At 62.9% G+C, this 24,549-nt stretch carries 26 protein-coding genes and 1 tRNA gene; 14 read left to right on the top strand and 13 right to left on the bottom strand.

Translation table 11 applies throughout. The annotated features are described in order from the left end of the window. Positions 1–11: 11 nt before the first annotated feature. From hpnK to LGH83_RS18640, 5 genes are all read right to left on the bottom strand, one after another. A complete protein-coding gene (gene hpnK / locus LGH83_RS18660) occupies positions 12–851 on the bottom strand; it encodes a hopanoid biosynthesis-associated protein HpnK (protein ID WP_227399913.1) in 840 nt (279 codons plus the stop codon). Positions 852–1,023: 172 nt separating this feature from the next. Further along, a complete protein-coding gene (hpnJ, locus tag LGH83_RS18655) occupies positions 1,024–2,451 on the bottom strand; it encodes a hopanoid biosynthesis associated radical SAM protein HpnJ (RefSeq protein ID WP_131119622.1) in 1,428 nt (475 codons plus the stop codon). Further along, entirely contained in the window at positions 2,451–3,719 is a 1,269-nt protein-coding gene (hpnI, locus tag LGH83_RS18650) for a bacteriohopanetetrol glucosamine biosynthesis glycosyltransferase HpnI (protein WP_227399911.1), read from the bottom strand. Before hpnI ends, hpnJ begins: the two co-directional genes overlap by 1 nt. Further along, positions 3,620–4,240: an ABC transporter substrate-binding protein gene (locus tag LGH83_RS18645; RefSeq protein WP_227399910.1), complete on the bottom strand. Its 621-nt coding sequence runs from the start codon at positions 4,238–4,240 to the stop codon at positions 3,620–3,622. The genes hpnI and LGH83_RS18645 overlap by 100 nt, the downstream gene beginning before the upstream one ends. A gap of 138 nt (positions 4,241–4,378) precedes the next feature. Next, entirely contained in the window at positions 4,379–5,359 is a 981-nt protein-coding gene (locus LGH83_RS18640) for a flippase-like domain-containing protein (RefSeq protein ID WP_227399909.1), read from the bottom strand. Positions 5,360–5,578: 219 nt separating this feature from the next. On the opposite strand from LGH83_RS18640, the gene LGH83_RS18635 reads away from it, so the two are divergent. Next, positions 5,579–6,397 (top strand): hypothetical protein, encoded by an 819-nt coding sequence (locus tag LGH83_RS18635; RefSeq protein ID WP_227399908.1) that lies wholly within the window; start codon positions 5,579–5,581, stop codon positions 6,395–6,397. A gap of 90 nt (positions 6,398–6,487) precedes the next feature. After that, complete coding sequence (locus LGH83_RS18630; protein ID WP_227399907.1) at positions 6,488–7,027, top strand: ankyrin repeat domain-containing protein; 540 nt, start codon at positions 6,488–6,490, stop codon at positions 7,025–7,027. Here LGH83_RS18630 and LGH83_RS18625 read toward each other — a convergent pair. The 3 genes from LGH83_RS18625 to LGH83_RS18615 all read right to left on the bottom strand — a co-directional run bounded on the left by LGH83_RS18625 (position 7,017) and on the right by LGH83_RS18615 (position 8,046). Next, entirely contained in the window at positions 7,017–7,619 is a 603-nt protein-coding gene (locus LGH83_RS18625; protein ID WP_227399906.1) for a class I SAM-dependent methyltransferase, read from the bottom strand. The two genes, LGH83_RS18630 and LGH83_RS18625, sit on opposite strands and share 11 nt — an antisense overlap. Before the next feature lie 22 nt (positions 7,620–7,641). Beyond that, complete coding sequence (locus LGH83_RS18620) at positions 7,642–7,815, bottom strand: hypothetical protein (protein ID WP_165491107.1); 174 nt, start codon at positions 7,813–7,815, stop codon at positions 7,642–7,644. A 154-nt stretch (positions 7,816–7,969) separates the two neighbouring features. Beyond that, positions 7,970–8,046: transfer RNA gene (locus LGH83_RS18615), tRNA-Arg, on the bottom strand. 20 nt (positions 8,047–8,066) lie between these two features. Here LGH83_RS18615 and LGH83_RS18610 point away from each other — a divergent pair. From LGH83_RS18610 to LGH83_RS18600, 3 genes are all read left to right on the top strand, one after another. Further along, entirely contained in the window at positions 8,067–8,951 is an 885-nt protein-coding gene (locus tag LGH83_RS18610; RefSeq protein WP_227399905.1) for a thermonuclease family protein, read from the top strand. 152 nt (positions 8,952–9,103) lie between these two features. Further along, positions 9,104–10,621: a M48 family metalloprotease gene (locus LGH83_RS18605; protein WP_227399904.1), complete on the top strand. Its 1,518-nt coding sequence runs from the start codon at positions 9,104–9,106 to the stop codon at positions 10,619–10,621. 141 nt (positions 10,622–10,762) lie between these two features. Beyond that, positions 10,763–11,632, top strand: a complete 870-nt coding sequence (locus tag LGH83_RS18600) for an RNA polymerase factor sigma-32 (RefSeq protein WP_131115039.1) — start codon at positions 10,763–10,765, stop codon at positions 11,630–11,632. A 47-nt stretch (positions 11,633–11,679) separates the two neighbouring features. On the opposite strand, the gene LGH83_RS18595 is transcribed toward LGH83_RS18600, so the two are convergent. Next, the gene (locus LGH83_RS18595) at positions 11,680–12,126 is read right to left on the bottom strand and encodes a hypothetical protein (RefSeq protein WP_227399903.1); all 447 of its coding nucleotides are present in this window, start codon (positions 12,124–12,126) and stop codon (positions 11,680–11,682) included. Between the two features lie 277 nt (positions 12,127–12,403). Between LGH83_RS18595 and rplS the strand changes: the two genes are divergently transcribed. Continuing rightward, positions 12,404–12,832: a 50S ribosomal protein L19 gene (gene rplS / locus LGH83_RS18590; protein WP_131115035.1), complete on the top strand. Its 429-nt coding sequence runs from the start codon at positions 12,404–12,406 to the stop codon at positions 12,830–12,832. Between the two features lie 140 nt (positions 12,833–12,972). Continuing rightward, positions 12,973–14,394, top strand: a complete 1,422-nt coding sequence (gene leuC / locus LGH83_RS18585) for a 3-isopropylmalate dehydratase large subunit (protein WP_227399902.1) — start codon at positions 12,973–12,975, stop codon at positions 14,392–14,394. 64 nt (positions 14,395–14,458) lie between these two features. On the opposite strand, the gene purQ is transcribed toward leuC, so the two are convergent. Beyond that, positions 14,459–15,142, bottom strand: a complete 684-nt coding sequence (gene purQ / locus LGH83_RS18580; RefSeq protein ID WP_131195643.1) for a phosphoribosylformylglycinamidine synthase subunit PurQ — start codon at positions 15,140–15,142, stop codon at positions 14,459–14,461. After that, a complete protein-coding gene (purS, locus tag LGH83_RS18575) occupies positions 15,139–15,393 on the bottom strand; it encodes a phosphoribosylformylglycinamidine synthase subunit PurS (protein ID WP_227399901.1) in 255 nt (84 codons plus the stop codon). The genes purQ and purS overlap by 4 nt, the downstream gene beginning before the upstream one ends. Positions 15,394–15,542: 149 nt before the next feature. On the opposite strand from purS, the gene LGH83_RS18570 reads away from it, so the two are divergent. From LGH83_RS18570 to LGH83_RS18560, 3 genes are all read left to right on the top strand, one after another. Next, a complete protein-coding gene (locus LGH83_RS18570; RefSeq protein ID WP_227399900.1) occupies positions 15,543–16,217 on the top strand; it encodes an HAD family hydrolase in 675 nt (224 codons plus the stop codon). A 75-nt stretch (positions 16,218–16,292) separates the two neighbouring features. Beyond that, a complete protein-coding gene (gene hrcA / locus LGH83_RS18565; RefSeq protein WP_227399899.1) occupies positions 16,293–17,354 on the top strand; it encodes a heat-inducible transcriptional repressor HrcA in 1,062 nt (353 codons plus the stop codon). Positions 17,355–17,381: 27 nt separating this feature from the next. After that, positions 17,382–17,975 carry an SCO family protein gene (locus LGH83_RS18560; protein ID WP_227399898.1) on the top strand — a complete coding sequence of 198 codons (594 nt, stop codon included), beginning with the start codon at positions 17,382–17,384 and terminating at the stop codon, positions 17,973–17,975. 18 nt (positions 17,976–17,993) lie between these two features. Here the strand turns inward: LGH83_RS18560 and LGH83_RS18555 are convergent, their stop codons facing one another. Continuing rightward, a complete protein-coding gene (locus LGH83_RS18555; RefSeq protein WP_227399897.1) occupies positions 17,994–18,839 on the bottom strand; it encodes a transporter substrate-binding domain-containing protein in 846 nt (281 codons plus the stop codon). Between the two features lie 156 nt (positions 18,840–18,995). On the opposite strand from LGH83_RS18555, the gene LGH83_RS18550 reads away from it, so the two are divergent. Further along, on the top strand, positions 18,996–20,825 hold the full coding sequence (locus LGH83_RS18550) for a glycosyltransferase family 2 protein (protein WP_227399896.1): 1,830 nt from the start codon (positions 18,996–18,998) through the stop codon (positions 20,823–20,825). Between the two features lie 73 nt (positions 20,826–20,898). Next, positions 20,899–21,867: a RhuM family protein gene (gene rhuM, locus LGH83_RS18545; RefSeq protein ID WP_227399895.1), complete on the top strand. Its 969-nt coding sequence runs from the start codon at positions 20,899–20,901 to the stop codon at positions 21,865–21,867. A gap of 65 nt (positions 21,868–21,932) precedes the next feature. Here rhuM and LGH83_RS18540 read toward each other — a convergent pair whose 3' ends face one another. Beyond that, entirely contained in the window at positions 21,933–22,322 is a 390-nt protein-coding gene (locus LGH83_RS18540; protein WP_227399894.1) for a hypothetical protein, read from the bottom strand. A 159-nt stretch (positions 22,323–22,481) separates the two neighbouring features. Here LGH83_RS18540 and LGH83_RS18535 point away from each other — a divergent pair, with 159 nt between their 5' ends. Continuing rightward, on the top strand, positions 22,482–24,200 hold the full coding sequence (locus LGH83_RS18535; protein WP_227399893.1) for a lysine--tRNA ligase: 1,719 nt from the start codon (positions 22,482–22,484) through the stop codon (positions 24,198–24,200). Continuing rightward, on the top strand, positions 24,197–24,544 hold the full coding sequence (locus tag LGH83_RS18530) for a DUF952 domain-containing protein (protein ID WP_227399892.1): 348 nt from the start codon (positions 24,197–24,199) through the stop codon (positions 24,542–24,544). Before LGH83_RS18535 ends, LGH83_RS18530 begins: the two co-directional genes overlap by 4 nt. The last annotated feature ends 5 nt before the right edge of the window (positions 24,545–24,549 follow it).

Below are 24,549 nucleotides of genomic sequence, written 5' to 3'. Positions count from 1 at the left end.
GGAGGGTCCGCTCAGCCGAAGTCGGCGAACCCACCCGTGAGTGCGTGGCTTCGCTCCAGGGCCGCTTTGACCGGCTCCGACGTTAAAGCCGCAAGTTCCTCGGCATAGCGATAACCCGGAGCGGCACCGACGAAAGCCCCGCTCGTGGCGGGATGCGTATAAATCTCGGTCAGGCCCGGGGGGAGGCGATCGAGGATCGCGACGAGCTTGTCGGTCGTCATGGCGCCCGACCACGCGAGACCGAAGACCTGATCCGGCACGACGAGCCCGGCTCGCACCATGCGGTTGCGGAGCATGCGCGTAAACGGAGCTGTGAGAGCCGGGATGGCGAGCGGCGACGCGGGATCGATCCGGCGCACGATGCCGAGCGGCTCGGACGGAACCCGCACGGCCCGCATGCCGTAGCGATGTCCCACCGCGATCAACGTCCCGGCGATCGTCGGATGCAGGTGAAAATGCTTATGAGCGTTGACGTGATCGAGCATCAAGCCCGTTGCCAGAAAGGCCGCGAACTGAGCATCGATCTCGTCTTCCAACTGTCGGCGCACCGATGGTCGGAAGAACATGGCAGCGCCGGCCTTCGCCATGTCGGACCGAAACATCCCGTTTGCATCGACGAGATCGGGGACCAATCCCGGCGGTAGAACCGGGGTGGCCTCGACGAGCGTCAGATGAAGCCCGACCCGCAATTTGGGGAGCCGATGAGCCCGCTCCACCGCATCGGCGCAGGCGGGGGATCCCACCATGAGGCTGGCAGCCGTCAGGATCCCCATCGCATGGGCTTCCTCGACCGCGTCATTGACCTCGATTGCGAGACCGAAATCGTCGGCCGTGACAATCAAGTCTTTCATGGTTCAGGCCCCCGGAGGCCCCGCAGGCCTATCGGGACGCACGCTCCGCGAAGGCTTCATCGGGGTCAAGCCGTGGCGGCTTTCTCGCCGAGCTTTCCACAAGCCAACGCCCCACCGAGAGGCGGGGCGTTCAAACCAGTAAGGTGCAGCCATTAAGCCGCGAGGGCGGCTGTTAGGCCGCGAGGTTGCGGCGCTCCTTGAGGAAGTGGAAAAATTCCACGCCCTCGCGCAGGCGGCGCTTCATCATGTCCGGGCTCCGCACCATCTCGCCGACGATCGACGCGATCTTGCCCGAGCGGAAATAGAAGCTCCGGTAGAAGGTCTCGACCGACTCGAAGATCTCGGTATGGCTGAGATGAGGGTAGTGCAACGGTGCGATCTGCACGCCGCTATCATCGACGAGTTCCGCATTCGACTCGTCCAACCAGCCATTCTCGACCGCCTGATTGAACAGGAACGTGCCCGGATAAGGAGCCGCGAGCGAAACCTGGATCGTGTGCGGATTGATCTTGCGAGCGAACCGCATCGTCTCCTGAATGGTCTCCCGCGACTCGCCCGGCAGACCCAGGATGAACGTGCCATGGATCGCGATGCCGAGTTCGTGGCAATCCTTGGTGAACTGCTCGGCGACTTCGATCCGCATGCCCTTCTTGATATTGTAAAGGATCTGCTGGTTGCCGGACTCGTAGCCGACCAGCAGCAGGCGTAGGCCGCCGTCTTTCAGCTTTTTCAGGGTCTCGCGCGGCACGTTGGCCTTCGCATTGCACGACCATTGAATGCCAAGCTGACCAAGGCGAGCCGCAATGGCTTCGGCACGCGGCAAGTCGTCCGTGAACGTGTCATCGTCGAAGAAAAATTCCTTGGTCTGCGGAAAATTCTTCTTGGCCCAGACAATCTCCTCGATGACGTGGTCGACCGAGCGGGTGCGGTAGCGATGGCCGCCGACCGTCTGCGGCCAGAGGCAGAAGGTGCAGCGCGATTTGCAGCCACGGCCGGTGTAGATCGAAATATAGGGGTGTTTCAGATAGCCGATGAAGTAGTTTTCCATCACCAGGTCGCGCTTGTAGACCGGGGTCACGAACGGCAGCAGATCCATGTTCTCGAGGATCTGACGGTCTTTGTTATGCACGATCACGCCGGATTCATTGCGGAACGACAGGCCCGGGATCGACGCCCAGTTCTGGCCGTCCGCCACGTCCTTGACCGTGAAATCGAACTCGTTGCGTGCCACGAAATCGATGACCGATGCCTGTTCGAGGCTCTTGTCGGCCTGCACCGCCACCTTGGCGCCGATCATGCCAATCTTCATCGACGGATTGGCGGCCTTCAGGGCCTGCGCCACCTTCACGTCTGAATTAAAGGACGGCACGGACGTGTGCATGATGGTGAGGTCGAAATCCTTCGCCTGCGCGGTGACCTCGGCCAGCTTGGTCTTATGCGGCGGGGCGTCGATCAGTTTGGAATTCTCGACGAGCGCGGCCGGCTGAGCCAGCCAGGTCGGATACCAGAAGGACTTGATCTCGCGCTTCGCCTGATAGCGGGAGCCCGCGCCGCCGTCGAAACCGTCGAATGAAGGAGCCTGTAGAAAAAGTGTGCGCATCATGATCCTGTCGAATCTGTCGAAGCCATGGTTCCATCGGACTGCACGGCGAACTTATGACCGCGCCAATCCAAGGATCCGGGCCAGAAACTCGCGATGAAAACGGCGAACGAGACGAGGTCGCGCAAAGGCCCGAGCCACAAGCTCCTGACTTTCACGCCGGTTAGTTGATGGATTTCTACCTGCAGCGCGAGGCGACACGCAAGCGTAGCCATGAGCAGGGCTCCGCTCACGATGTCAAAACCGCCAATTGCTATGACGATTATTGCGAGGGGTAGCGGATTAGTCACGATCGAGCCGGCAAATCCTGCCGGATCGACAGACTTGATGGTCCGCGACCAGCGCAAATCCTGACGAAACAAAGCCGCGAAGGTGGTCGACCCGCAGACATGTCCAAGCACGGGACGAGCCGGAACCGCGACCCGCAGCCCGAGACCCCGCACCGCCTGCCCCATGGCATTGTCGTCCGCCAACACATCTTTGAAGGTCGCAAAGCCGCCGATCCGCAACAGCGTGTCGGCGCGCAACGCGATCGTTGATCCGAAACAGGGTTTGGCCAACCCGAGCGTCAGGCCAACGATGACGTTCGGCAAGAAGTGATCGTCGATTCCCCGCGCCGAAAGTCGCGACCAGAAGCCGGGGACGCTGAGCCCCCGATAAAGGCAGGTGACCAGCCCGACGTCGGGGCCAGAGAGCGCGTCGACAACATCGCGCAAGTAAGTGGGGTCCACCACCATGTCGCTATCGGCCAGAATCACAACCTCATGCGTCACAGACGGCTGCATGTTCATCAGGTTGGAGATCTTGCCGTTTTGCCCATACTGCCGCGGATCGATCACGAGGCGGGTCGCTACCTGCGGGAACGCCGCGATGACCTGCCGGGCGATAGCAGCAGCGGGGTCGCTTCCGTCTCGCACGCCGAAAATGATCTCGACCTCGGCCGGATAATCCTGCCGGCAGAAGCCTGCGAGATTATCGAACAGGTTCGGTTCCAAACCATAGAGCGGCTTGAGGATTGAAACCGACGGATAGGTGTCGCAGACCGCTCCGACACGCCGCCTATAGGACCGCGTCGCCACGATCGCAAACAGCGAAAAAGCGCAGCCCGCGACCGCGAGCACGCCAAACAGGATCGCCACGATGCCGGCGGCGGAGCCGAATGCTGGGCTCAGATCGCAGCCATATATTTGGCGGTCTGCTGCTCGACGGCCTGGATCATCGCAGGGGCGCCGCCGGTCTTCAACGTCGCGCCAAATTTCGACCGCCACGTCGCAAGCTGGCTGATAGTCCCATTCAGATAAACGTCGACGATCCGCCAGCTTCCGGCAGTATTGCGGACGAGATAGTTGAGATCGACGGGCGCACCCGTTCCAACGAATTTGCTCTTCACCAGCTTGCCCTCGTTCCGATCGGCGGTTTGATCGTCGATGGTGAATTTCTCGCCCTTGAAGTCATCGAATTCGCTGGCAAAACTCGCGACCAGCAGCTTGCCGAACGCCGTCTGCAGCCGGGCCTGATCGTCGGCCGACATTGCCGTGAATTCCCGTCCGACCGCCATCTTGACCATGACGGGCACGTCGAAGCTTTTCAGCATCACGGGTTCGAGCAGCTCGTAGCGGCCCTTGACCTTGAGTTCCCGCGCGTGCCGCATGCTGTCCATCAGGGTATTGTAGAAATCGGCGACCGGCTGGGTCGGCAGACCGTCCGCAATCGCGACGGACGGGGCGGCCAAGCCGGCCAGCGACGCCAGCGCGGTGGCCAGAAGGGTCCGTCGAGAGACATGTTGCATCGTTGATCTCACGTTGATTGTGCAAGCGGTCGAGAATCGCTCTGCGTCACAAAGCCCTCATCGAGCTCTCTGTCGGCGCTTTTACGGCGAAGACTATGTCACCATTGTGAGCGGGCGATGAGGGGTTCGCGACACGGCTTAGGGGCTGTTGCGGGTGGCGCGCAAGAGCTGGCGACCCTCGATCCCCTGCCAGATCATCAGGCCGGGAATCCCGAGCGCGATTTCCGGCAACCGCTTGACCAGCGAGAGCGCGATGGCGGTCGGGGCTGGAATGCCGAAGACGGCACAAAGCGCGATGAAGCCGCCCTCTTGAACGCCGATTGCGCCAGGCACCACGAAGGCCGCTCCACGCACCGCCTGCCCCAGGCTCTCGATGACCAACGCGGTGCGGTAATCGACCGGGTAACCCATGAAATGCAGCGCGGTGTAGACTTCGAGAACGCCGAAGAACCAGATTGCAAAATGGATCGCGAAACAAATCGCAAGCCCGAGCGGATGTCGGTAGATCTCCTGCAACCGGTCGTTCAGGGAGGAAATGCCGCCGAGCGACGCCCATTTGGGGTCTTTGGCGAGCCGCAGCATCGCCTGCTCGACGAAACGAAATCCGCCGAACCGCTGGGCCACGAAAAAGCCGATCAGGGCCGGGCCGAGAATCGCGAGGCCGATCGCCGCCGCGCGCACGATACCGGTGTCGCCGCCGGCTTGGATCAGGCAAGCGAGGCCGATCAGCGTGAAAAAGAATTGCGTCACGGTCTGGACGAAGAGATCGACCACGACGCTGGCGCCGGCGGCCCCACCGGGTACCCCCCAGAAGGTGAGAAGCCGCGCGCCGATGAGGTCCCCCCCGACTTGGGCCACCGGGAGAAGCGAGTTGATCGCTTCGCGAAGCCAGCGCAGCATCATGCAGATTCGAACCAGCGGACCGGCCGCTCCCGGGACCACGAACCACCAGGCGAGCCCCGCCCCACTCGTCTCGCCGGCCCGCACCAACGCCACCAAGGCGGCACCCCACCCCACTGCCGTCACCGCATCGAAGACAGAAGACGCGCCATAATAGGCGATCAGCGCGATCACGAGCGCCAGCCCGACCAGGGCGGCGAGGAGCAACGACTTAGGCATCCGGATGTCAATCACCTTTGGCGAGGCGCGCGGGCGCGCTCGCGTCGCCATAGCCCATAACGACCACCACCGCGAGGCATCGACACGGCTTTTATCGAGAGGGCGGGACGACGCAAAAACAGCATGCCGATCTGCATCGATCCGCTAAGGTGCAGAGCGGGACGATGGACGCGGCGACAGACTTTCAGACGACGACTCCTTCATGAACACCAGCGAGCGATGACCGACCTTCTTTCGTCAGGCCTGATTTTCCTGCTGCTCTGCGCCAGCGCGATCATCGGTTCGCTCGTCGCCGCTCGTTTGCCGGAGCGGCATCGGACGCGCGAAACGATCGACTTCACCCGATTGGTGACAGGCTTGCTGGTGACATTCACGGCGCTGGTCACCAGCCTTCTGATCACGTCGGTCAACAGCAGCTTTGAAAAAACCGAACAGGACCTGCGCGGCTACTCATCGCAACTCATTCGGCTGACCGGTTGTCTCGAGAACCTCGGTGCGGGAACCGTCCCGATCCGAACGAGCCTCAGAGCCTATACGGCGTCTGCCTTGGCCAGCACCTGGCCGGAAGAGACGCCGCCGAGCGGCCAATACCCGAAAGCAGATAGCCAAGAGGATGAATTCGACGCCGGCAACCTCGGAGAATTGTTGCTCCACATTCAGAGCCAATTGCAGCGCGTCGCAGTCTCGAGCCCGGAGGATAGCTCGATCCGCGCGAGTTGCTTGGTGCGGCTCGACCGCGTGCTCGACCAGCGGTGGGTCCTGATCGACGAGGCGAAAAGCGCCATCACGATCCCGTTCTACGACATGCTCGCCGGCTGGCTCGTCATCGTCTTCTTCAGCTTTGGCTTGAGCGCACCGCGCAACGAGCTCGCGGCGGTTTTCGTCTTTCTCGTGGCGGTGGCTGTGGCAGGCGCGTTTTTTGTCATTTTGGAACTCGATGGACCTCTCGACGGCTTGGTCAAAGTCTCGAGCGAACCGATGCGCCATGCTTTGCGGCACATCGATCGGTCGCTGGCGACAACCCCCGCCAAGGGGTGAGCAAACCTTGACCGGCACCGGGACCGGTTCCATTCAGTGGCATGACAGGGCGGGCGCGGTTGAAGGCCCACGCCAAGTAAAGGAGAACAGATGGAACAGCCGCAGGAGGGCTCGCGCCCCCAACTCGACAATGAAATCATCGATTTCGCACAGCGTGTGTTCGGCTACGTTCGCTCCGGGAATGTGGAAGCGATGTCGCAGTTTCTCACGCGCGGCCTCCCGCCGAACCTTCGCAACGACAAAGGCGATAGCTTACTGATGCTGGCGAGCTATCACGGGCAGTATGAGGTGACGCGCCTCCTGCTCGACCATGGAGCTGATCCCGAACTCGCCAACGATCGAGGTCAGACGCCTCTGGGGGGCGCCGCGTTCAAAGGCGACATCGAGATCATCACGCTCATGCTGGACAAAGGCGCCAAGGTGGACGGCTGCGGGCCGGACGGGCGGACCGGGTTGATGCTGGCCGCGATGTTCAATCGTGTCGAGATCGTCGACCTGTTGCTTGCACGGGGTGCAAACCCCGAGACGCGAGACGCGAGCGGCATGACGGCCGCCGCTCTCGCGCTTGGCATGGGGGCACAAGACACGCCGGCCCGACTGGCGGCGGCGCAATCGACTCTCACACCATAAACACGTCGAACCGCAGCGTTTTCGATAACACCTGATGGTGCGGAGCCTCCAAACCCGGCATCGGCTCCGCCCGCAGCGGCCACTTCAGCACGACGCGGTTGGTGGCGGCCGCCAGCGCGGCCTGCATCAGAGCGGGGGCATCGAGATCGGCGCCGACGAGGGCACGCAGGTCGCGCATCTCTTGCTTGACCAGAGCCGACTTCTGGCGCGGCGGGTGCATCGGATCCACCAACACCACGTCGGGCCGAAGCCCGGCGAGATGGTGCTTGGCATCGCCGGCCAGGAGCGTCATGCGGGCCACGATCACGGCGATGTCCGGGCCTGCCTCGCTGGCGCGAGCCAAGCCGTCTGCCAGCAGAGCGTGGACCGCAGGTGAACGTTCAATCAGCGTCACACGGAGACCAAGAGCCGCGAGCAAGAACGCGTCTCGTCCGAGCCCAGCGGTCGCGTCGACGATCGTCGGTCGATGGCCGTTGCCAAACCCGACGGCTTTGGCCAGAGGCTCTCGCGGCCCACCGGCCCGAAGCCGGTGGCCCAAGGCCCCGCCGACAAAATCGATTCGCGGTTGGGCCAACCGGCCGGAGGCCGTCATGTCGTCTCGAGGCCGCAAAGCCTCACTCGGCGGTTGGCTCCTTGGCGACCGCAGCATCGGCCTCGATATCGCCCTCACCATCGCCCTTTGGCTGGCCGGCTTTGTCGCTCTTGGCCTTGGCTCGCTCGGCGCTCTTGGCCGCTTTCGCCCGCTCGCGTTCCTTGCGTTCGAAGTCATAATTCGGCTTACGGGCCATCTCTTGCGCTCTCCTTCGTCGACGGACCGGCGCTTGCACGATCCGTCCGTCCGACATCTCTCTACGTGAACGCCGCCATGATGATCGGTCAAGCCGCAATCATCGGAAACCCGCGATACCGGAACGGCATTTCGGCGGCTATGAATGGCCCTGTTGGCGTCCCGGAAGGGATTCGAACCCCTGACCTACGGTTTAGGAAACCGTTGCTCTATCCTGCTGAGCTACCGGGACACTCAAGGAACGCCCTTAGCATGAACCAACGTCGGGATGAAGGGGCTGGCCGCGGCCGGCGGGCCGCCGCTGCGCTGGTGTTCTTTGCCAATCTGGCCCTGTCCCGGGAGGTCGCGGCAGCGCCCAGGACCACCCCAGCCCTGCCCTGCACGCCGGATGGCGGCGAAGCGGTGCGGATAACCGGCATCGGCGATGATTTCAGCGTGACGCTCGCGGATGGACGGTCGATCCTGCTGGTTGGGGTCGACCCGGTTCGGGCCACGGCGACGGGTCCCGATTTAGCCGCCGCGGCACATGCCAAGCTTCGGGCGTGGCTCATCGGCCGGTCAGCGACACTCCGGGCGCTGGCTGCCGCGCCGGACCGGTGGAATCGCATTCCCGCGCTGCTGTTCGCGGATCCGGATGCGGCGCCCTCATCCGCAAGCCCCGCTCTATCGGTCGCGCTCGCCATGGTGGATGCGGGCCTTGGGCGCGCGCGGCCCGATCCCGACGCGCATGGCTGCTGGCCGGATCTGCTTCGCGCCGAACAAGCGGCGCGCGCAGCGCGGATCGGCTTGTGGAGCGACCCGGCCTATGCGGTTCTCGACGCTGCCGATCAGGCGGCTATCGAAAACAGCACGGGCGCGATGGCGATCGTCGAGGGAGCGGTCACACGGGTCGGCCACGGCCGCTCGCGTCTTTACATCGCGATGGGCGGCCGGCAGGCCGATTTCAGCATCCGACTCGCCAGACGGGATTCGTTCATCTTGACTGAACTAGCATTGAGCGAAGATCGATTGTCAGGGGTCAGTCTTAGAGTTCGTGGGTATCTCGACGACAGGTTCGGCGCCTCGATCGACGTGACACGCGGTGATCAGATCGAGGTGCTGACGCCACTGAGCGCCCCGATGGTTGTGGCCCCGTAACGATTCCGTGATCAGAACGCGGTGAGAGCGCATCTCGGCGCTGGAACAAGCGTATCTTTTGAAGCATGAAGACGGCGGGACCGTTGGCCGGACGCGAACGAAGGGCGGAACGGCCTCGTTCAACTGGTTGGTCGCAAGGAGAAACACGGCGGATGTCGGTCTCGATCGGTCGTCAGCGGGTAACGGCAATAGGCTGGATCGTTCGACCCTCGGCGATGGTGCGTGGGCTCGCCGGCGCATGCGCGATGGCGTGGCTGCTGGCCGGTTGCACGTCGATCGATCAGACCAATCCCAAACCGAGCGTCGAAGCGGCCGCCTTGCCGGATGCCGCCCCGAAGACCACGGGTGTGGATTCGCCTGCCATTCGCGAGCACAAGCAACTCGTTCACGTGTTTGGCGGAGAATATCATTCGGTCGCGACCGAAAAACTGCTCGATGAGGTTCTGGCCAAGCTGGCGGTCGCCAGCGAGGTCCCGAGCATCCCCTATAAGCTGACGATCCTGAACTCGCCGGTCGTCAATGCTTTCGCGTTGCCGTCGGGCCGCATCTATGTCACCCGCGGTCTTCTCGCACTCGCCAATGATACGTCGGAGGTCGCCGCCGTGATGGCGCATGAGATCGCCCATGTCACAGCACGACATGCCACGCAGCGCGCCGAGATCGAGAAGCAATCGGCCGTGATCAGCCAGGCCGCGAACGTCATCGAAGACCGGAATAAGGGACGATCCTTCCAGGCCTATGCACAGCTCAGCCTCGCGAGCTTCTCCCGGTTGCAGGAGCTCGAGGCGGACCGGATCGGCGTGCATACGATCGCGCGAGCCGGCTATGACCCCTATGCGGCCTCCCGGTTCCTGCAATCGCTCGGTCGGTCGAGCGCCATGCGGCAATCGCTCTTCGGGCAGGCCAGCGTCGACAAGCCGGATATGATGTCGACACATCCCTCGACGCCCGAACGAATCGAGCGGGCGATTGGCGAAGCACGCCAAATCGGGGCACCCGGAATCGGCGAAATCGGGCGGGATCGTTATCTCGCCGCGATCGATGGTTTGCCGTTTGGCGACGATCCCGCGGAAGGGTTCGTGCGCGGCGTGCAGTTTGTCCACCCGAAGCTCGGCTTTGCTTTCACAGCGCCGGACGGGTTCGTGCTCGAAAATTCGGCTCAAGCCGTCCTCGGAATCGCCAACGGTGGGGAGGAGGCGCTTCGGCTCGATCGTGTGCATGTTCCGGCCGAGACCACGCTCCAAGCCTATCTGGTTTCGGGCTGGATCGATGGCCTGCAGGAGGGGTCGGTCGAAAATATCGTCGTCAACGGATTTCAGGCCGCCACCGCGACCGCGAAGGGCAGCGAGTGGACCTTCAGGCTCGCCGCCATCCGGTATGGCGGCGAAGTTTATCGCATGATCTTCGCGGCCAAGACGCTGTCGGATGCCGATGATCGCGCCTTCAGGACGTCGATCAATACGTTTCGCAAGATCACACCGGACGAAGCCAAGAACGTCAGGCCGATGCGGATCGACATCGTGACGGCCAGCGATACTGACACCGAGGAGAGCCTGGTGGCGAAGATGAAGGCCGCCGACCGGCCGCTCGACCTGTTCCGGGTTCTCAACGACGTCGAAGCCGGTGCGGCGTTGAAGGGTGGCCAGCGGTATAAGATCGTCACCGAGTAACGCGCGCGCCGAGCCTTCGGGCTCGACCAGCCTCTGTCGCGTCGGGCGAAGATGTCGCATCCGCGGCGATCAGGATCCTGGCGGATCCTTGAACCAAATCTCTCGGCCGTGCGTATCTCATGCACGCTTCTGGAGGGTACCATGTTGCAGATGGCCGGCGTGAGACGTCAGTTTGTCAAAGCCGCAATGGCAGCGAAGTTCCTTGAACGGGACGAAGAACGGGCGCTCGCGCAGAGCTGGAAAGACCATGGCGACGAGGCCGCGCTGCATCAACTCGCGTCCGCCCATATGCGTCTCGTGATCGCCCTGGCGGCTCGGTTCCGTCATTACGGCCTTCCCTTAGCCGATCTGATCCAAGAAGGTCATGTGGGCTTGCTCGAAGCCGCCGCGCGGTTCGAGCCTGAGCGCGAGGTTCGTTTCTCGACCTACGCGACGTGGTGGATCCGCGCCTCGATCCAAGACTATATCCTCCGCAATTGGTCGATCGTCCGGGGCGGCACAAGTTCTGCCCAGAAGGCTTTGTTCTTCAACCTGCGCCGTCTGCGCGCCAAACTCTCTCAGAACCCGGGGCCCGGCGGAAACACGTCGATGTTCGCGACGATTGCCCTGGCGATCGGTGTGTCGCCCGCGGATGTCGAACTGATGGACACGCGGTTGTCCGGCTCGGATGTCTCGCTCAACGCGCCGATGACCGAGAGTGATTCCTCCGGCCCGGCCGAGCGGGTTGATTTTCTGGTCGACGACAAGCCTTTGCCGGACGAAACCGTCGGCGAGCAGATCGATAGCGATCGGCGCGTGACATGGCTCAAGGAGGCCCTCAAGGTATTGACGGATCGTGAGTTGCGGATCGTTCGGGAGCGCCGCCTCGCGGAAGAGACCGCGACGCTCGAGGCGCTTGGCGCCCGGCTCGGAATCTCGAAAGAACGTGTCCGGCAAATCGAAAATCGCGCAATGGAGAAGCTCAAGCGGGCATTGACGAGCGTCGATAATCCGCCCCTGCAGATCGGCTGACGCTTTCGGCATCCCATGCTGATGATTGAATCATCCGGCAGGTGCGACTACTGCATGTGGAGTGCCAGGCGGCGGACCGTGGCTAAGCTCTCGCACATGGCAACGGCGTTCAGGAATGCCAGCAACGGAAGAAGAGAAATGATCCGGCGTAATGTCGCTTCGGTCATTTGACGGGTCGGGCGCCCCATTCGACCGCTCCACGCCGTTTGGCTGGTCCAGCGCGCAAGATCCTTCCAGCGTAGGATCAATGTCAGATGAAGCGCGAAAATGATCGTCTGCAACACGGTGGGTCCGAAAAAGTAAAACCATTCCCCATCCCAACGGGCTCCGATCGCAGTAAGGTAATCGCGATAGGTAAAGGGGCCGGTCAGCATCGACAGCGACAGCAGCGCAAAAGCGAGCGCCGCGAACGTAAAGGCTGCCCAAAGCACCAGATTGGTAATCAAGAGCCAACGATCCGGCCCGGCGTCTTTCGCGCGCTGGTGAGAAAACATGGGTCGCCGCTTTCATCCAATTGGACTTTTGACGATTATTTCGCTCACGCGGGTGAGACCGTCAGCATTGGCGAAGAACGTACCCAAGATCTTTTGGAATGTCCGCCGTGACCGTTATCCGACGCTGGGTCACACCGTCGCAAATCGGTCGATCAGCAGACCTCCGGAGGGGCCTTAAAGCGGTCGACAATCCGAACCGCCCGGTGTATGACCCGCGCTTAACTTAAAACAGCGCGCCGAAACGCAGCGATTTAAGTCGCATCGGCAAGGAGTCATCATGAATATCATCGAAATCCTCGAACGCGAGGAAGTCGCTCGTTTGACGGCGCTTCGTTCGATCCCCGAGTTCCAGCCCGGCGATACAGTCGTGGTCAACGTCAAGGTCAAGGAGGGCGAGCGCGCCCGTATCCAGGCCTATGAAGGCGTTTGCATCGCCCGCGCGAACAGCGGCCTGCATGAAAATTTCACGGTCCGCAAGATCTCCTATGGCGAAGGCGTCGAGCGCGTTTTCCCGATCTATTCGCCCAACATTGACAGCATCAAGGTGCTGCGACGTGGGCGTGTCCGCCGCGCCAAGCTTTATTACCTGCGCGATCGTCGCGGCAAGTCGGCGCGTATCGCCGAACGCGTCGATACGTCGGGTAAGAGCAAGGTCAAGGCTAAGGCCGCTCCGGCTGCCGACAAGGCAGCTCCGGCCGCCGAATAATCACGGGACAGTCCGCAAACCGTCATGCGCCGTCGTGAACGCGGGCGCATGACCCATGAAGGTTGGGTCGATCCGGACCTTGCAGGTCCGTTGTCGTCGAGCCACCTCTGGTCGCGGCACAAGATCAGGATCAGGCCATCATGGTTGCGACGCATTCAGGGACCCCGCGCACATTGTACGACAAGATCTGGGACGACCACGTGGTCGACCAGCAGGACGATGGGACGTGCCTCCTCTATATCGACCGCCATCTTGTGCACGAAGTGACCAGCCCGCAGGCGTTTGAAGGTCTGCGTTTGGCCGGACGTGGTGTTCATGCGCCGCAAAAGACCTTGGCGGTGGTCGACCATAACGTGCCGACCTCCGACCGTCGCCTCGGCATCAGCGACCCCGAAAGCCGCATTCAGGTCGAGACCTTGGCCGAGAATGCGCGCGAGTTCGGCATCCAATATTTCAACGAACTCGATCGTCGCCAGGGCATCGTCCATATCATCGGTCCCGAGCAGGGTTTTACCTTGCCGGGCACGACGATCGTGTGCGGCGACAGCCACACCTCGACGCATGGCGCGTTCGGCGCCTTGGCGCATGGGATCGGCACCTCGGAAGTCGAGCATGTGCTTGCGACCCAGACTCTGATCCAGGGCAAAGCCAAGAACATGCTCGTTCAGGTCGATGGCGTGCTTCCGCACGGCGTCACCGCCAAAGACATCATCTTGGCGATCATCGGCGAGATCGGAACAGCCGGGGGCACCGGCCACGTCATCGAATATGCGGGCGAAGCCATTCGCGCGCTGTCGATGGAAGGCCGGATGACGATCTGCAACATGTCGATCGAAGGCGGCGCGCGTGCCGGTCTCGTGGCTCCCGATGACAAGACCTTCGATTATCTGAAGGGCCGCCCGATGGCGCCCACGGGCGAGACATGGGACCAGGCCGTCACCTATTGGCGGACGCTGCAGACCGACCAGGGCGCCCATTACGATAAAATCGTGCATCTCGATGCCGCCAACCTGCCGCCGATCGTGTCTTGGGGTACCAGCCCGGAAGACGTTACTTCCGTGGCCGGAACAGTGCCGCGGATCGAGGATGGTGAGACGGACGACAAGCGCCATTCGATCGCGCGTGCGCTCGATTACATGGGCCTCAAAGGTGGCGAGCGTATCCAGGATCTGAAGCTCGATCGCGTTTTCATCGGCTCCTGCACCAATGGGCGGATCGAAGATTTGCGCGCGGTCGCCAAGATCGTCGAAGGCAAGTCAGTGGCCACAACCGTTGACGCCATGATCGTGCCGGGTTCGGGTCTTGTGAAGGAACAAGCCGAAGCCGAAGGGCTCGACCTCATCTTCAAGGCGGCGGGTTTTGATTGGCGCGAACCGGGCTGCTCGATGTGCCTCGCGATGAATCCCGATAAGCTGAAGCCTGGCGAGCGTTGCGCCACCACGTCGAACCGCAACTTCGAGGGTCGTCAGGGCTTCAAGGGCCGCAGTCATCTCGTTTCGCCCGCCATGGCAGCAGCGGCCGCGATCGCGGGTCACTTCGTCGACGTTCGCGACATCGCCTGAACGAGGCGATCGACTGAATGACAAAGCCTTCCTGTCGTTACAGGAAGGCTTTGTCTTTGATGCCTCAGGCCGCGAGGCTCTCGAACAGCTTGAGCCCGTCGGTGCCGCCGACCAGCGGATCGATCAGGTTTTCTGGATGCGGCATCAAGCCGAGCACTTTGAGATTATCCGAATAAATGCCTGCGATGTTCCGCTCCGACCCGTTCGGGTTGGCTTGGCCACCGATGGCCCCGGTCTTGTCGCAGTAGCGGAACGCCACGCGGCCCTCGCCCTCCAGCCGCGCGATCGTCTCGGCGTCGGCCGTGTAATTTCCTTCGCCATGCGCGACGCAGAATTCGGCTGCCTCGCCCTTGTCAAAGCGCCGCGTGAAAGCCGTGTCGTTCCGCTCCACGCTGACGTGCTGGAAATGGCAAAGAAAGCGCAGATTGGCGTTGCGGACCAAGACGCCGGGCAATAACCCAGCTTCGCAGGCAATCTGAAACCCGTTGCAGATCGCCAGGACCAAGCCGCCACGCGCGGCGTGGTGGCGGACTGCGTCCATGATCGGCGATCGCGCCGCGATCGCGCCACAGCGGAGATAGTCGCCGTAGGAGAAGCCGCCCGGCAGCACCACGAGATCCGTCCCGTCAGGCAGCGCCGTATCGGCATGCCAAACGATGGCAGGTTGCTGCCCTGACACCCGATGCAAGGCCCGGGCGGCATCGCGTTCCCGGTTGATGCCCGGGAAGGTGATGACCGCCGATTTCACGACGTGGATCCTTCCAGGATCTCGATCGCATAATTCTCGATCACGGTATTGGCCAGCAGCCGGTCGCACGCCTGCCGCAGAAGATCCTGCGCGTCGCTATGGTCATGCGCGTCGAGTTCAATCTCGAAGAGCTTGCCCTGGCGAATGCTGCCGATCCCCTGGATCCCGAGAGACTGCAAGGCTCCCTCGATCGCTTTGCCCTGCGGATCGAGGACACCTGATTTGAGAGTGACGGAAACGCGAGCCAGCATGGAGAAACCCGAGTGAGTGGATTGTGACCCTGGCTTAAAGGCGTGGGCGGCGCGACGCAACCGGTGGCCCGGATCATCGCATCGGACTGAAAAACCTTGTCAGTATGCGGCTCCACCCCTTAGGTCGCTTGAGACGGGACAAGGGGGCCATGATGCTGGCGCATTGCGATTTGCTGATTTTCGACTGTGACGGCGTCCTGGTCGATAGCGAGCAACTGGCGTTCGCGGCTTTCGTCGACGTGCTCAACCGCGCGGGTGTCCCGGCCACGACCGCCATGGTGGCCGACTGCTTCGGCATGAAGCAGGCCGACGTTCTGCAGAAGATCGCGCAAGCGACCCACATGGATATTCCGGATGGGGTGACCGAGGCACTCTGGCCAGCGACCCGACGCGCCTTCGAGCGCGACCTGCAGCCGACGCAGGGCGTCAAGGCGTTCCTCGATCGTCTCGACGGCGTCAAGCGATGCGTCGCCTCGTCGTCCAACCCGGAGCGGATCCGGCTCAGTCTCGAATTGACGGGCCTTGCAGGCTATTTCGACGAGGCGGTGTTCAGTTCCCATCAGGTGGCACGGGGGAAGCCGGCGCCAGATATCTTTCTTTTTGCGGCTCGCAAAATGGGGGTCGCGCCCGACCGTTGTATCGTGATCGAGGATTCGGTGTTCGGGGCCGAAGGCGGAACCGCCGCCGGCATGCGCGTGATCGGCTATGTTGGCGGCAGCCATATCCCCTCTGGTCATTCGGCTGGGCTGCTGGCCGCCGGAGCCGCCTCGGCGGAGGCCACCTGGAGCGACGTCGCGCAACGGATCGGCCTTAGCATGCGTTGATGCGTCGCTTGCACCAAGCGCTGTCGAGCGGCATGATCGAATGATGTCATTATCCTTGCACGCTTGGCGGAACCGTTGACGACGGGCACTCTCGCATCGCTGAACGAACGCTCGCGCGACATCTTCAAACATATCGTCGATTCTTATCTGGCGACCGGTGAGCCCGTCGGCTCGCGACATCTCTCTCGTCTACTGCCGAGAGCGCTGTCGCCCGCCTCGATCCGCTCCGTAATGCAGGATCTGGAACAACTCGGGCTGGTCTACGCGCCGCATACGAGCGCCGGTCGGCTTCCAACCCAGACAGGCCTGCGCTTCTTCGTCGATGCGATGCTGCAAGTCGGCGATGTCGGCGACGAAGAACGGCGTCGCATCGAAACCGAGGTGCGGGCGGCGTCCGAGTCGCGCAGCTTCGAGGATGCGCTCGGCGAGGCGTCGAGCCTTCTGTCGGGACTGACGCGCGGCGCCGGCGTGGTGGTCACCAGCAAGGATAACGACCGGATCAAACATATCGAGTTTCTGCGCCTTGATGCCGAACGCGCGCTGACGATCCTGGTCGGCGAGGACGGCAACGTCGAGAACCGCGTGATCGCGACCTCGCCCGGCCTCCCCGCCTCCGCCTTGGTCGAAGCGGGAAATTATCTCAACGCCCGCATCCGGGGCCGCACTCTTGCCGAAGCCCGAACGGAGATCGAGACCGAACGCCGCGCTGCCGAAACGGAACTCGATTCCATCACCGAGCGGCTGGTCGATTCGGGGCTGGCGAGTTGGGCTGGGCTGCAAGGGGGAAGCCGCCAGTTGATCGTGCGCGGGCAAGCCAATCTTTTGGAGGATCTGACCGCGATCGAGGATCTCGAGCGCATTCGGCTGTTGTTTGCCGATCTCGAGACCAAAACCGACGTGATCGAGCTTCTGCACCGTGCCGAAAGCGGCGAAGGCGTGCGGATTTTCATCGGTTCGGAGAATAAGCTGTTTTCGCTTTCCGGCTCGTCGATGATCGCGGCGCCATTCCGTGACAGCACGCATCGGATCATCGGCGTCCTCGGCATCATCGGGCCGACGCGTCTGAATTATGCCCGGGTTGTGCCCATGGTGGATTTCACGGCTCGCGTCGTCTCGCGCGTGGTCGGCGGCGGCTGACCGGCCGCGCAACTCGAAAGCGATCCCATGTCCCGCACCGGCGGCCTCTTCCGCTCACCTGTCGCAGCGATCGCCTTGCTGATCGGGAGCGTGGCACTTGGCCTTGCGATATGGACCATGACGATGCCGCAGCATGTGCCGCTCGCATCGAGCGTCGGCGGTGAGTTCGCGCTGGTCGATCAAAACGGGAAGGCGGTCACGCGGGCCGATTTCGCCGGCAAGCCGATGATCGTCTTCTTCGGCTATACGCATTGCCCGGACGTCTGCCCGACGACCCTGTCGGATCTAACCCAAATGCTGAATGCCTATGGTACGAGCGAACCGGTCTCGGCCCTGTTCATCACGGTCGATCCAGAACGCGATACCCCTGCCGTCATGAAAGACTATCTCTCGAGTTTCGATCCCCGGATTTCCGGGCTGACCGGCACCCCGGAGGCCATCAAGGCGGTCGAAAAGGCCTATAAGGTCTATGCCAAGAAGGTGCCGACGAAAGACGGCGACTATTCCATGGACCATACGGCGGTCGTCTATGTCATGGATCGGGACGGCCGCTTCGTGAATGCGTTAAACTTGAGCCAAAAGCCCGAGGCCGCCGCCGAGGAATTCAGGCGCGAACTCTGATTCTCGATCGGCTCGCACTCAATAGTATCCAATCGGAAAATATTTGAGATAGAGATCGCCGATCACGCCGCGTTGAGACAGTCGCTCAAGCGCGTAGTCGAGGGCCTGCCGAAGCGGCGCATCCCCTTTTCGAACCGCGATGCCGCTGCCTTCGCCGAAGTAGCGGCTTTCGGCGAACGGCCCGCCCGCAAAAGCGCAGCAGCCCGACGCCGCCGTGCCGTTCAGCCAGAGAGCCGTCGATACTCCGTCGGCGAACATCAGATCGATCTCGCCGGCCTTGAGGGCAGCCCGGAGCGAGTCGGGATCCGTGAATGTCTTCACGTTGGCGAGCGGGAAAAACGCCGCGAGATAGGCCGCATGGGCGGTGGCGATCTGTACGCCGATGCGAAGCGACCCCATCGTCTCAGGCAGAACGGAGGTTGGTCCATGCCCGGTTCTCACGGCGAACCGAGCCGGAGTGCGGGTGACCGGCGTAGAAAAGTCGACCGTCTCGCGGGTCTTGGCCGTGATCGCGATCGAGGCCACTACGGCGTCGCCAGCATGGGCGTCGAGCGCCGGGACCAGAGCCTCCCATCCCCGTGCCTGAATCGTGCAGGTGACCTTCAATTCATCGCAGACCGCATGCGCGAGATCGATGTTAAACCCCGCCAGCGACCCGTCGGGCGCGGTGAAATTGAACGGCGGGTAATCGTCGCTGGTCAGAAACCGAATGGTCTGAGCCGGGTCCATGCTGGGCTTTTCGATATGATGCTGCGGGTCGACGAAGCTCGGCACGACGACCAAGCCGTCCGATCCGCGCGCGCCTCCGCTTGCCGCCATCAAGCCCAGCAGAACCACGCCTGACGTAACGTAAACAATCTTCACCGAGAGGCTTCCTTTGGGTTGTTCGGCGCCATCGATGCACGGTATCCTATGCCGATGCCGTCGTCGTGGTGCTGGTATCGGCTTCATGGAAGGCGATCGCGTGTTTTCCCTGCCTCACGGCCCCTCGCGCATCTCTGCCGGCTCATGCCAACACGGATGAGCGATCGGGATAAGCTGCCGATCGAAATCGCGTTTCTGGTGCTTTATGGCATCGACCGCGCCATCCTGCGTCGTGCCGCCGCGAGCGCGGAAGAGACCGATGTGTCGGCCGATCGGGCGTTGCTGGCCGAAGGCGCGATGTCGGCACAGCATTTCTACGAGTTGCTGGCCCACCATCTCGGCGTCGCCTACATGCATAAGCCTCTGCCGATCAGCGGCGACCAGCATCTCGACAATGCCATGCGGGTCGAAATGGTGCGGCTCTCTCCCAACCCGCAGGGGCTTGATTATGTGCTGGCGCCTCGCGGCGCGGGCCTCGCGCTCGTGCTCGGCCGACTGGCGCAAGGCCGTTGGCGAGACCACGAGCGGATGGCCATCACGTCGCCGCAACGGCTCGCCGCGCTCATCCGATTGCATCATCGGCGGGCCATCGTCACGGCTGCAAGCCACGGGCTGCCGGATTGGAACGAGACCTTGTCGGCGCGTGCGGGCTGGAGCCGACACCAACGCCTTTCTGCCTCCATCCTCGGTTGCGCCATGATGGTCGGGGCGTGGTTCTGGCCCGAAGCGACGCTCGCGGCATTGTGCCTGCTGTTCTCGTTGCTGTTTCTTGCCATGGTCTACGTGCGCTTGCTCGCGACGATGTGGAGTTTCGGAACCATCTCGGATCCGCGACCCCGACGGCCCGACAACAGCCTGCCGATCTATACGATCGTGGTGCCGCTTTATCGCGAGGCACGGGTCGTGCCCGACCTCGTCGCAGCGCTCCGGAGGCTCGACTATCCTGCGGCGCGTCTCGACATCAAGATGGTGGTCGAAACCAGCGACCGCGACACGATCGATGCGCTTCAGGCCGAGCATCTGCCGGATCGGTTCGAGATTCTCATCGCGCCGGCCGGCGTACCGCAGACCAAGCCCCGCGCCCTCAACGTCGCGCTGCAATTCACGCGCGGCAGCTTCCTTGTGGTCTATGATGCCGAGGATCGACCGCAGCCCGACCAGCTCCGCAAGGCGGTGGATCGATTTGAGCGCAGCGGCGACGACCTCGCCTGCGTGCAGGCCCGCCTCGCCATCGACAACAGCGCCGACAGTTGGATCACGCGTGTGTTCACGCTTGAATATGCAGCCTTGTTCGACGTGATCAATCCGGGGCTGGCCCGGCTCGGGTTGCCGATCGCGCTCGGTGGAACGTCGAACCATTTTCGGGTGAACGCCCTGCGCCGCGTCAACGGGTGGGATGCCTGGAACGTGACCGAGGATATCGATCTCGGCATCCGTTTGGCCCGCTTCGGCTATCGGGTCGACGTGCTGCAATCATCCACCTTGGAGGAAGCGCCGTATCGGCTCAAAGCGTGGTTGGGGCAGCGGTGCCGCTGGCAGAAAGGCTGGATGGTGACGCTCCAGACCCATAGCCGTAACCCGGCACGCCTGTTCGCAGACCTCGGGCTGGCCGGCGGTTCGGCGATCTTCGCGATCCTCTGCGGCACGATCGCGAGTTCGCTGCTCGGCCCGGTTTTCGTGGCGGGCGTATTGCTGCAGGCGACCTTCGGGTCGCTGTTGTCGCCGCATACGAGCGCCGATTGGGCTTGGACCTTTCTGTCGGCCCTCCTGATCGTCTCGGGCATTGCCAGTGTGGTCCTGCCCATCGCGGTCGGGATCAGACGCCGCCGCCTGTTCGACACGGCCATTTATGTGGCGATGCTGCCGCCCTATCTGCTGCTGTTGAGCTATGCGACATGGCAGGCGTTGTTCGAGATGATGGGCCGCCCGCATGTGTGGACCAAGACGGAGCACGGCTTGGCCAAGAATCGCGTGCGGCCGACATGATGGGCGGCGATGGAGCCAATGCCGCCCCCGCTCGTTGAGGGTCTGACCGATCTTTTCCCTGGAACCCTTAACCATGCCCAAAGCGGCGGCCGCCGACCAACTCGAATTCGAACTCGTTTGGTTCGCGGCTGAGGACCAGCCCCAGGATTTCGAACTCGACCTGCGGAGCGAGACGATCTGGGCGACACCCGCCGATATGGCGACGCTGTTCAAAACGCCGGTCGCCACTATCGTGAAACATATCGAAGCCGTGTTGGCCGAGGGCGAGTTAAACGCCGAAACCACAGTGCGCGCCGTGCGGACGGCCCCCCAAGGCGATGCCGCTGCCGCAGCGGCAGAGCGATACAACCTCGATATGATCCTGTCGGTCGGCTATCGGGCCAATTCGAAGAAAGCCACGGCTTTTCGGCAATGGGCCAGCCGCACCTTGCGGGCGCTGATGGTCGATGGCTTCGTGCTGGATCAAAGGCGGCTGCGATCCGACCGGGAGACGCGCGACACGCTGGCGGCGCGGCTCCGGGCGATCCGCGCCGAGGAGACCAACATCTACGAGAGCGTGCGCGCCTTCTTCGCCGCGAGCGCCGACGATTATGCGGCCGACAGCGACGCCAGCAAACGGTTTACGACCATGCTCGAGGATAAATTCGCCTATGCGGTGACGGGCGAAACACCGCCCGACCTCATTCTCGAGCGTGCCGATCACGACAAGCCCGCCATGGGTCTGCAGCGTTTCGATGGCGCGGTGCCGAGCATGGACGAGGCGCGCATCGCGCAAAACTACCTCGATCAGCACGAACTCTTCATCGTGCATACCTTATGCGAGCAGTTTCTTTTGCTGGTCCAGCAACACGCCGCGCGCGGCCATCGGATGACGATGGCAGAGTTATCGAGGGCGCTGGACGACCTTTTGCGCCTGAACGATTATCCAGTGCTCACTCGGCATAAGGATTTCCATGCCGCACGGGCCATTCGCCACGCCCAGGCGGAATATGCCCGCTACATCCTCAAGGCGAAGAACCGCCCGAAAGCGGCTCTGACCTGACAAAACGCAAACCCACGCCTTGTCGGGCTGCGTGAGATCGGTGCGCAGCGTTAGTCCGCGCAGCGTTAGTCCGCGCAGCGGTCAGGGTGGCGGCGGCAGAAACGGACGCGACGCGGGTCCTCGATGACCGGCGGCGGGAGGAGGCCTTCGGGACCGTAAGCGTAACCTGGCGCTCCGCCCGCGACCCCGCCCGGCGCGAATAATTGCTGAAACACCTGACCCTCGTTGCGGGTGTCGCCCCAATGACGCCAGCTGCCTTGCGGATGGGCCGCATCCTCCCCGTCTGGCTCGTCGACGCTGCCATTGAATTGCGGGACCGGCAACGCGTAGGGGCTACGCGGGAGGTTGGGGTTCTCATAGGCTTGTGCGCGCGCAGCACTCGCGCCGAGCGCAGCCAGAAGGATTGCGACACTCGCGGTCGCGACAGCTTGCGCCAGAATTTCACGAGCGATCATCGATGATACTCCGTTTGTAACTGCTAAGCTTGCGACTGGGGTTTTGTTCCGTTGCTGATCCCGCTGTCGTCCATCGCATTTCGCGCGTGCGAGGTCCGTCGATCTGCTTTAGAGCGTTGACATCCTTCTTTGATCCAAAACACCGGACTTAACTCGCCCATGCCCCCCGACCCGATCGCTGCCCTCGACGACGACTTTTCTGCCTTCGTGCAGACTGCCACTGCCTGGCCGTTCGAGGAAGCGCGCAAATTGATCGCGCGGGTCAAGCGCACCGGGCAGACGGAGGTTCTGTTCGAAACCGGCTATGGCCCGTCAGGCCTGCCGCATATCGGCACCTTCGGCGAAGTGGCGCGGACCACCATGGTGCGGCATGCGTTCCGCATCTTGACCGAAGACACCATTCCGACGCGGCTCGTCGCCTTTTCGGACGATATGGACGGCCTGCGAAAGGTGCCGGACAACATCCCCAACCGCGACGCGATGCTGCCCTTTCTCGGCAAGCCGCTGACGCAGGTCCCCGATCCATTCGGTACACACGAGAGCTTCGGCGCGCATAACAATGCACGCCTGCGGAGCTTCCTCGACCAGTTCGGCTTCGACTATTCCTTCGTGTCGTCGACGCAGGCTTATGCGGCTGGGGAGTTCGACGCCGCGCTTCTTCTGATGCTGGAGCGCTACGACGCCATCATGGCGATCATGCTCCCGAGCTTTCGCGAAGAGCGGGCCGCGAGCTATTCGCCGTTCCTGCCGATCCATCCGGAAACCGGCGTTGTCATGCAGGTTGCGCTCGAAAGCCACGATGCGGCCGCCGGAACCATCTCCTGGCGCGATCCCGTCACCAATACGCTCTTTGTCACGCCTGTCACGGGCGGTCATTGCAAGCTGCAGTGGAAGCCCGATTGGGCGATGCGGTGGCATGCACTTGGCGTCGACTATGAAATGGCCGGCAAGGATCTCATCGACTCGGTGAAGCTCTCAGGCCGCATCTGTCGCGCGCTTGGCTCGGAGCCGCCGGACGGATTCAACTACGAATTGTTCCTCGACGAACAAGGCCAGAAGATCTCGAAGTCGAAAGGCAACGGTCTCACGATCGACGATTGGCTGACCTATGCGTCGCCCGAAAGCCTATCGCTGTTCATGTATGCGAAGCCGACCGCCGCCAAGCGTTTGTTCTTCGACGTGATCCCGCGCGCCGTCGACGATTACCTGACCTTCCTCGACGCCTATCCCCGCCAGGGCTGGCGCGAGCGGCTTGGCAATCCCGTCTGGCACATTCATTCCGGAAATCCGCCCGCCCCTGAGCGTCTGACGGCCGATGGCGGCACCTCGGTGTCATTCGTCATGCTGCTCAACCTCGTGGCGGTCGCCAATACCGAGGATGCGACGGTGCTGTGGGGCTTCCTCCGCAATTATGCGCCGGACGCCTCGCCCGAGACCCATCCGCGCCTCGATCGGCTGGTGCATTATGCGGTGCGCTACTATCGGGACTTCGTGCGGCCGGCCAAGCAATATCGCGCGGCCGACGAGGTCGAGCGGAGCGCCCTCCAGGCGTTGTCCGACATGCTGGGCGCCCTGCCGCCGGGCAGCGGCGCCGAGGAGATCCAGACCGCGCTCTACGACATTGCCCGCCCGATCTCGCGTTATCAGGACTTCAAAGCCAAGACTGCGACGCCGGAGCGGCCCGGCGTATCGAACGACTGGTTCAACATGCTGTATCAGGTGCTGCTGGGCGAGGCGAAAGGGCCGCGCTTCGGCTCGTTTGCGGCACTTTACGGCCTGCCCGAGACCCGCGCCCTCATCGGCAAGGCGCTTGACGGCACGTTGATCGAGGACCATGCGGCCTTCCTGGCCGAGCGCCAGGCGTCGAGCGTTCCATGACCGGCCTGATCTACAAGATCACACCCGAGGCGCCGTGGCGCGCCGCTGAGGCCTCGGGCGTCTACAAGGGCGCGCCGATCGACGCGGCGGATGGCTTCATCCATTTCTCGACCGCCGCGCAAGCACGCGAAACGGCGGCCAAGCATTTTGCCGGGCAGACCGATCTGCTCCTCGTGGCGGTCGATGCCGCTGCGCTCGGTGACGCGCTGAAGTGGGAGCCCTCGCGCGGGGGTGCCATGTTCCCGCATCTCTTCGCTTCCCTGCCGATGACGGCGGTGCGGTGGGCCGAGCCGCTGCGGCTCGACGCCGGGGGACGGCATGTCTTCCCAGACGGCTTCGCGTGAGCGAC

This window comes from Lichenihabitans sp. PAMC28606 (genome assembly GCF_020616535.1).
GTDB classification, from domain to species: Bacteria; Pseudomonadota; Alphaproteobacteria; order Rhizobiales; family Beijerinckiaceae; genus Lichenihabitans; species Lichenihabitans psoromatis.
The sequence above is the reverse complement of the archived record's forward strand: the minus strand, read 5'-3'. Positions and strand labels throughout refer to the sequence as shown.

Excerpts from the sequence above, each read along its gene's own strand:
- hpnK (WP_227399913.1), bottom strand. The coding sequence starts at position 851 with ATGAAAGACTTGATTGTCACGGCCGACGATTTCGGTCTCGCAATCGAG.
- hpnJ (WP_131119622.1), bottom strand. The coding sequence starts at position 2,451 with ATGCGCACACTTTTTCTACAGGCTCCTTCATTCGACGGTTTCGACGGC.
- LGH83_RS18645 (WP_227399910.1), bottom strand. The coding sequence starts at position 4,240 with ATGCAACATGTCTCTCGACGGACCCTTCTGGCCACCGCGCTGGCGTCG.
- LGH83_RS18640 (WP_227399909.1), bottom strand. The coding sequence starts at position 5,359 with ATGCCTAAGTCGTTGCTCCTCGCCGCCCTGGTCGGGCTGGCGCTCGTG.
- LGH83_RS18635 (WP_227399908.1), top strand. The coding sequence starts at position 5,579 with ATGACCGACCTTCTTTCGTCAGGCCTGATTTTCCTGCTGCTCTGCGCC.
- LGH83_RS18630 (WP_227399907.1), top strand. The coding sequence starts at position 6,488 with ATGGAACAGCCGCAGGAGGGCTCGCGCCCCCAACTCGACAATGAAATC.
- LGH83_RS18625 (WP_227399906.1), bottom strand. The coding sequence starts at position 7,619 with ATGACGGCCTCCGGCCGGTTGGCCCAACCGCGAATCGATTTTGTCGGC.
- LGH83_RS18620 (WP_165491107.1), bottom strand. The coding sequence starts at position 7,815 with ATGGCCCGTAAGCCGAATTATGACTTCGAACGCAAGGAACGCGAGCGG.
- LGH83_RS18610 (WP_227399905.1), top strand. The coding sequence starts at position 8,067 with ATGAACCAACGTCGGGATGAAGGGGCTGGCCGCGGCCGGCGGGCCGCC.
- LGH83_RS18605 (WP_227399904.1), top strand. The coding sequence starts at position 9,104 with ATGTCGGTCTCGATCGGTCGTCAGCGGGTAACGGCAATAGGCTGGATC.
- LGH83_RS18600 (WP_131115039.1), top strand. The coding sequence starts at position 10,763 with ATGTTGCAGATGGCCGGCGTGAGACGTCAGTTTGTCAAAGCCGCAATG.
- LGH83_RS18595 (WP_227399903.1), bottom strand. The coding sequence starts at position 12,126 with ATGTTTTCTCACCAGCGCGCGAAAGACGCCGGGCCGGATCGTTGGCTC.
- rplS (WP_131115035.1), top strand. The coding sequence starts at position 12,404 with ATGAATATCATCGAAATCCTCGAACGCGAGGAAGTCGCTCGTTTGACG.
- leuC (WP_227399902.1), top strand. The coding sequence starts at position 12,973 with ATGGTTGCGACGCATTCAGGGACCCCGCGCACATTGTACGACAAGATC.
- purS (WP_227399901.1), bottom strand. The coding sequence starts at position 15,393 with ATGCTGGCTCGCGTTTCCGTCACTCTCAAATCAGGTGTCCTCGATCCG.
- LGH83_RS18570 (WP_227399900.1), top strand. The coding sequence starts at position 15,543 with ATGATGCTGGCGCATTGCGATTTGCTGATTTTCGACTGTGACGGCGTC.
- LGH83_RS18560 (WP_227399898.1), top strand. The coding sequence starts at position 17,382 with ATGTCCCGCACCGGCGGCCTCTTCCGCTCACCTGTCGCAGCGATCGCC.
- LGH83_RS18550 (WP_227399896.1), top strand. The coding sequence starts at position 18,996 with ATGAGCGATCGGGATAAGCTGCCGATCGAAATCGCGTTTCTGGTGCTT.
- rhuM (WP_227399895.1), top strand. The coding sequence starts at position 20,899 with ATGCCCAAAGCGGCGGCCGCCGACCAACTCGAATTCGAACTCGTTTGG.
- LGH83_RS18540 (WP_227399894.1), bottom strand. The coding sequence starts at position 22,322 with ATGATCGCTCGTGAAATTCTGGCGCAAGCTGTCGCGACCGCGAGTGTC.
- LGH83_RS18535 (WP_227399893.1), top strand. The coding sequence starts at position 22,482 with ATGCCCCCCGACCCGATCGCTGCCCTCGACGACGACTTTTCTGCCTTC.
- LGH83_RS18530 (WP_227399892.1), top strand. The coding sequence starts at position 24,197 with ATGACCGGCCTGATCTACAAGATCACACCCGAGGCGCCGTGGCGCGCC.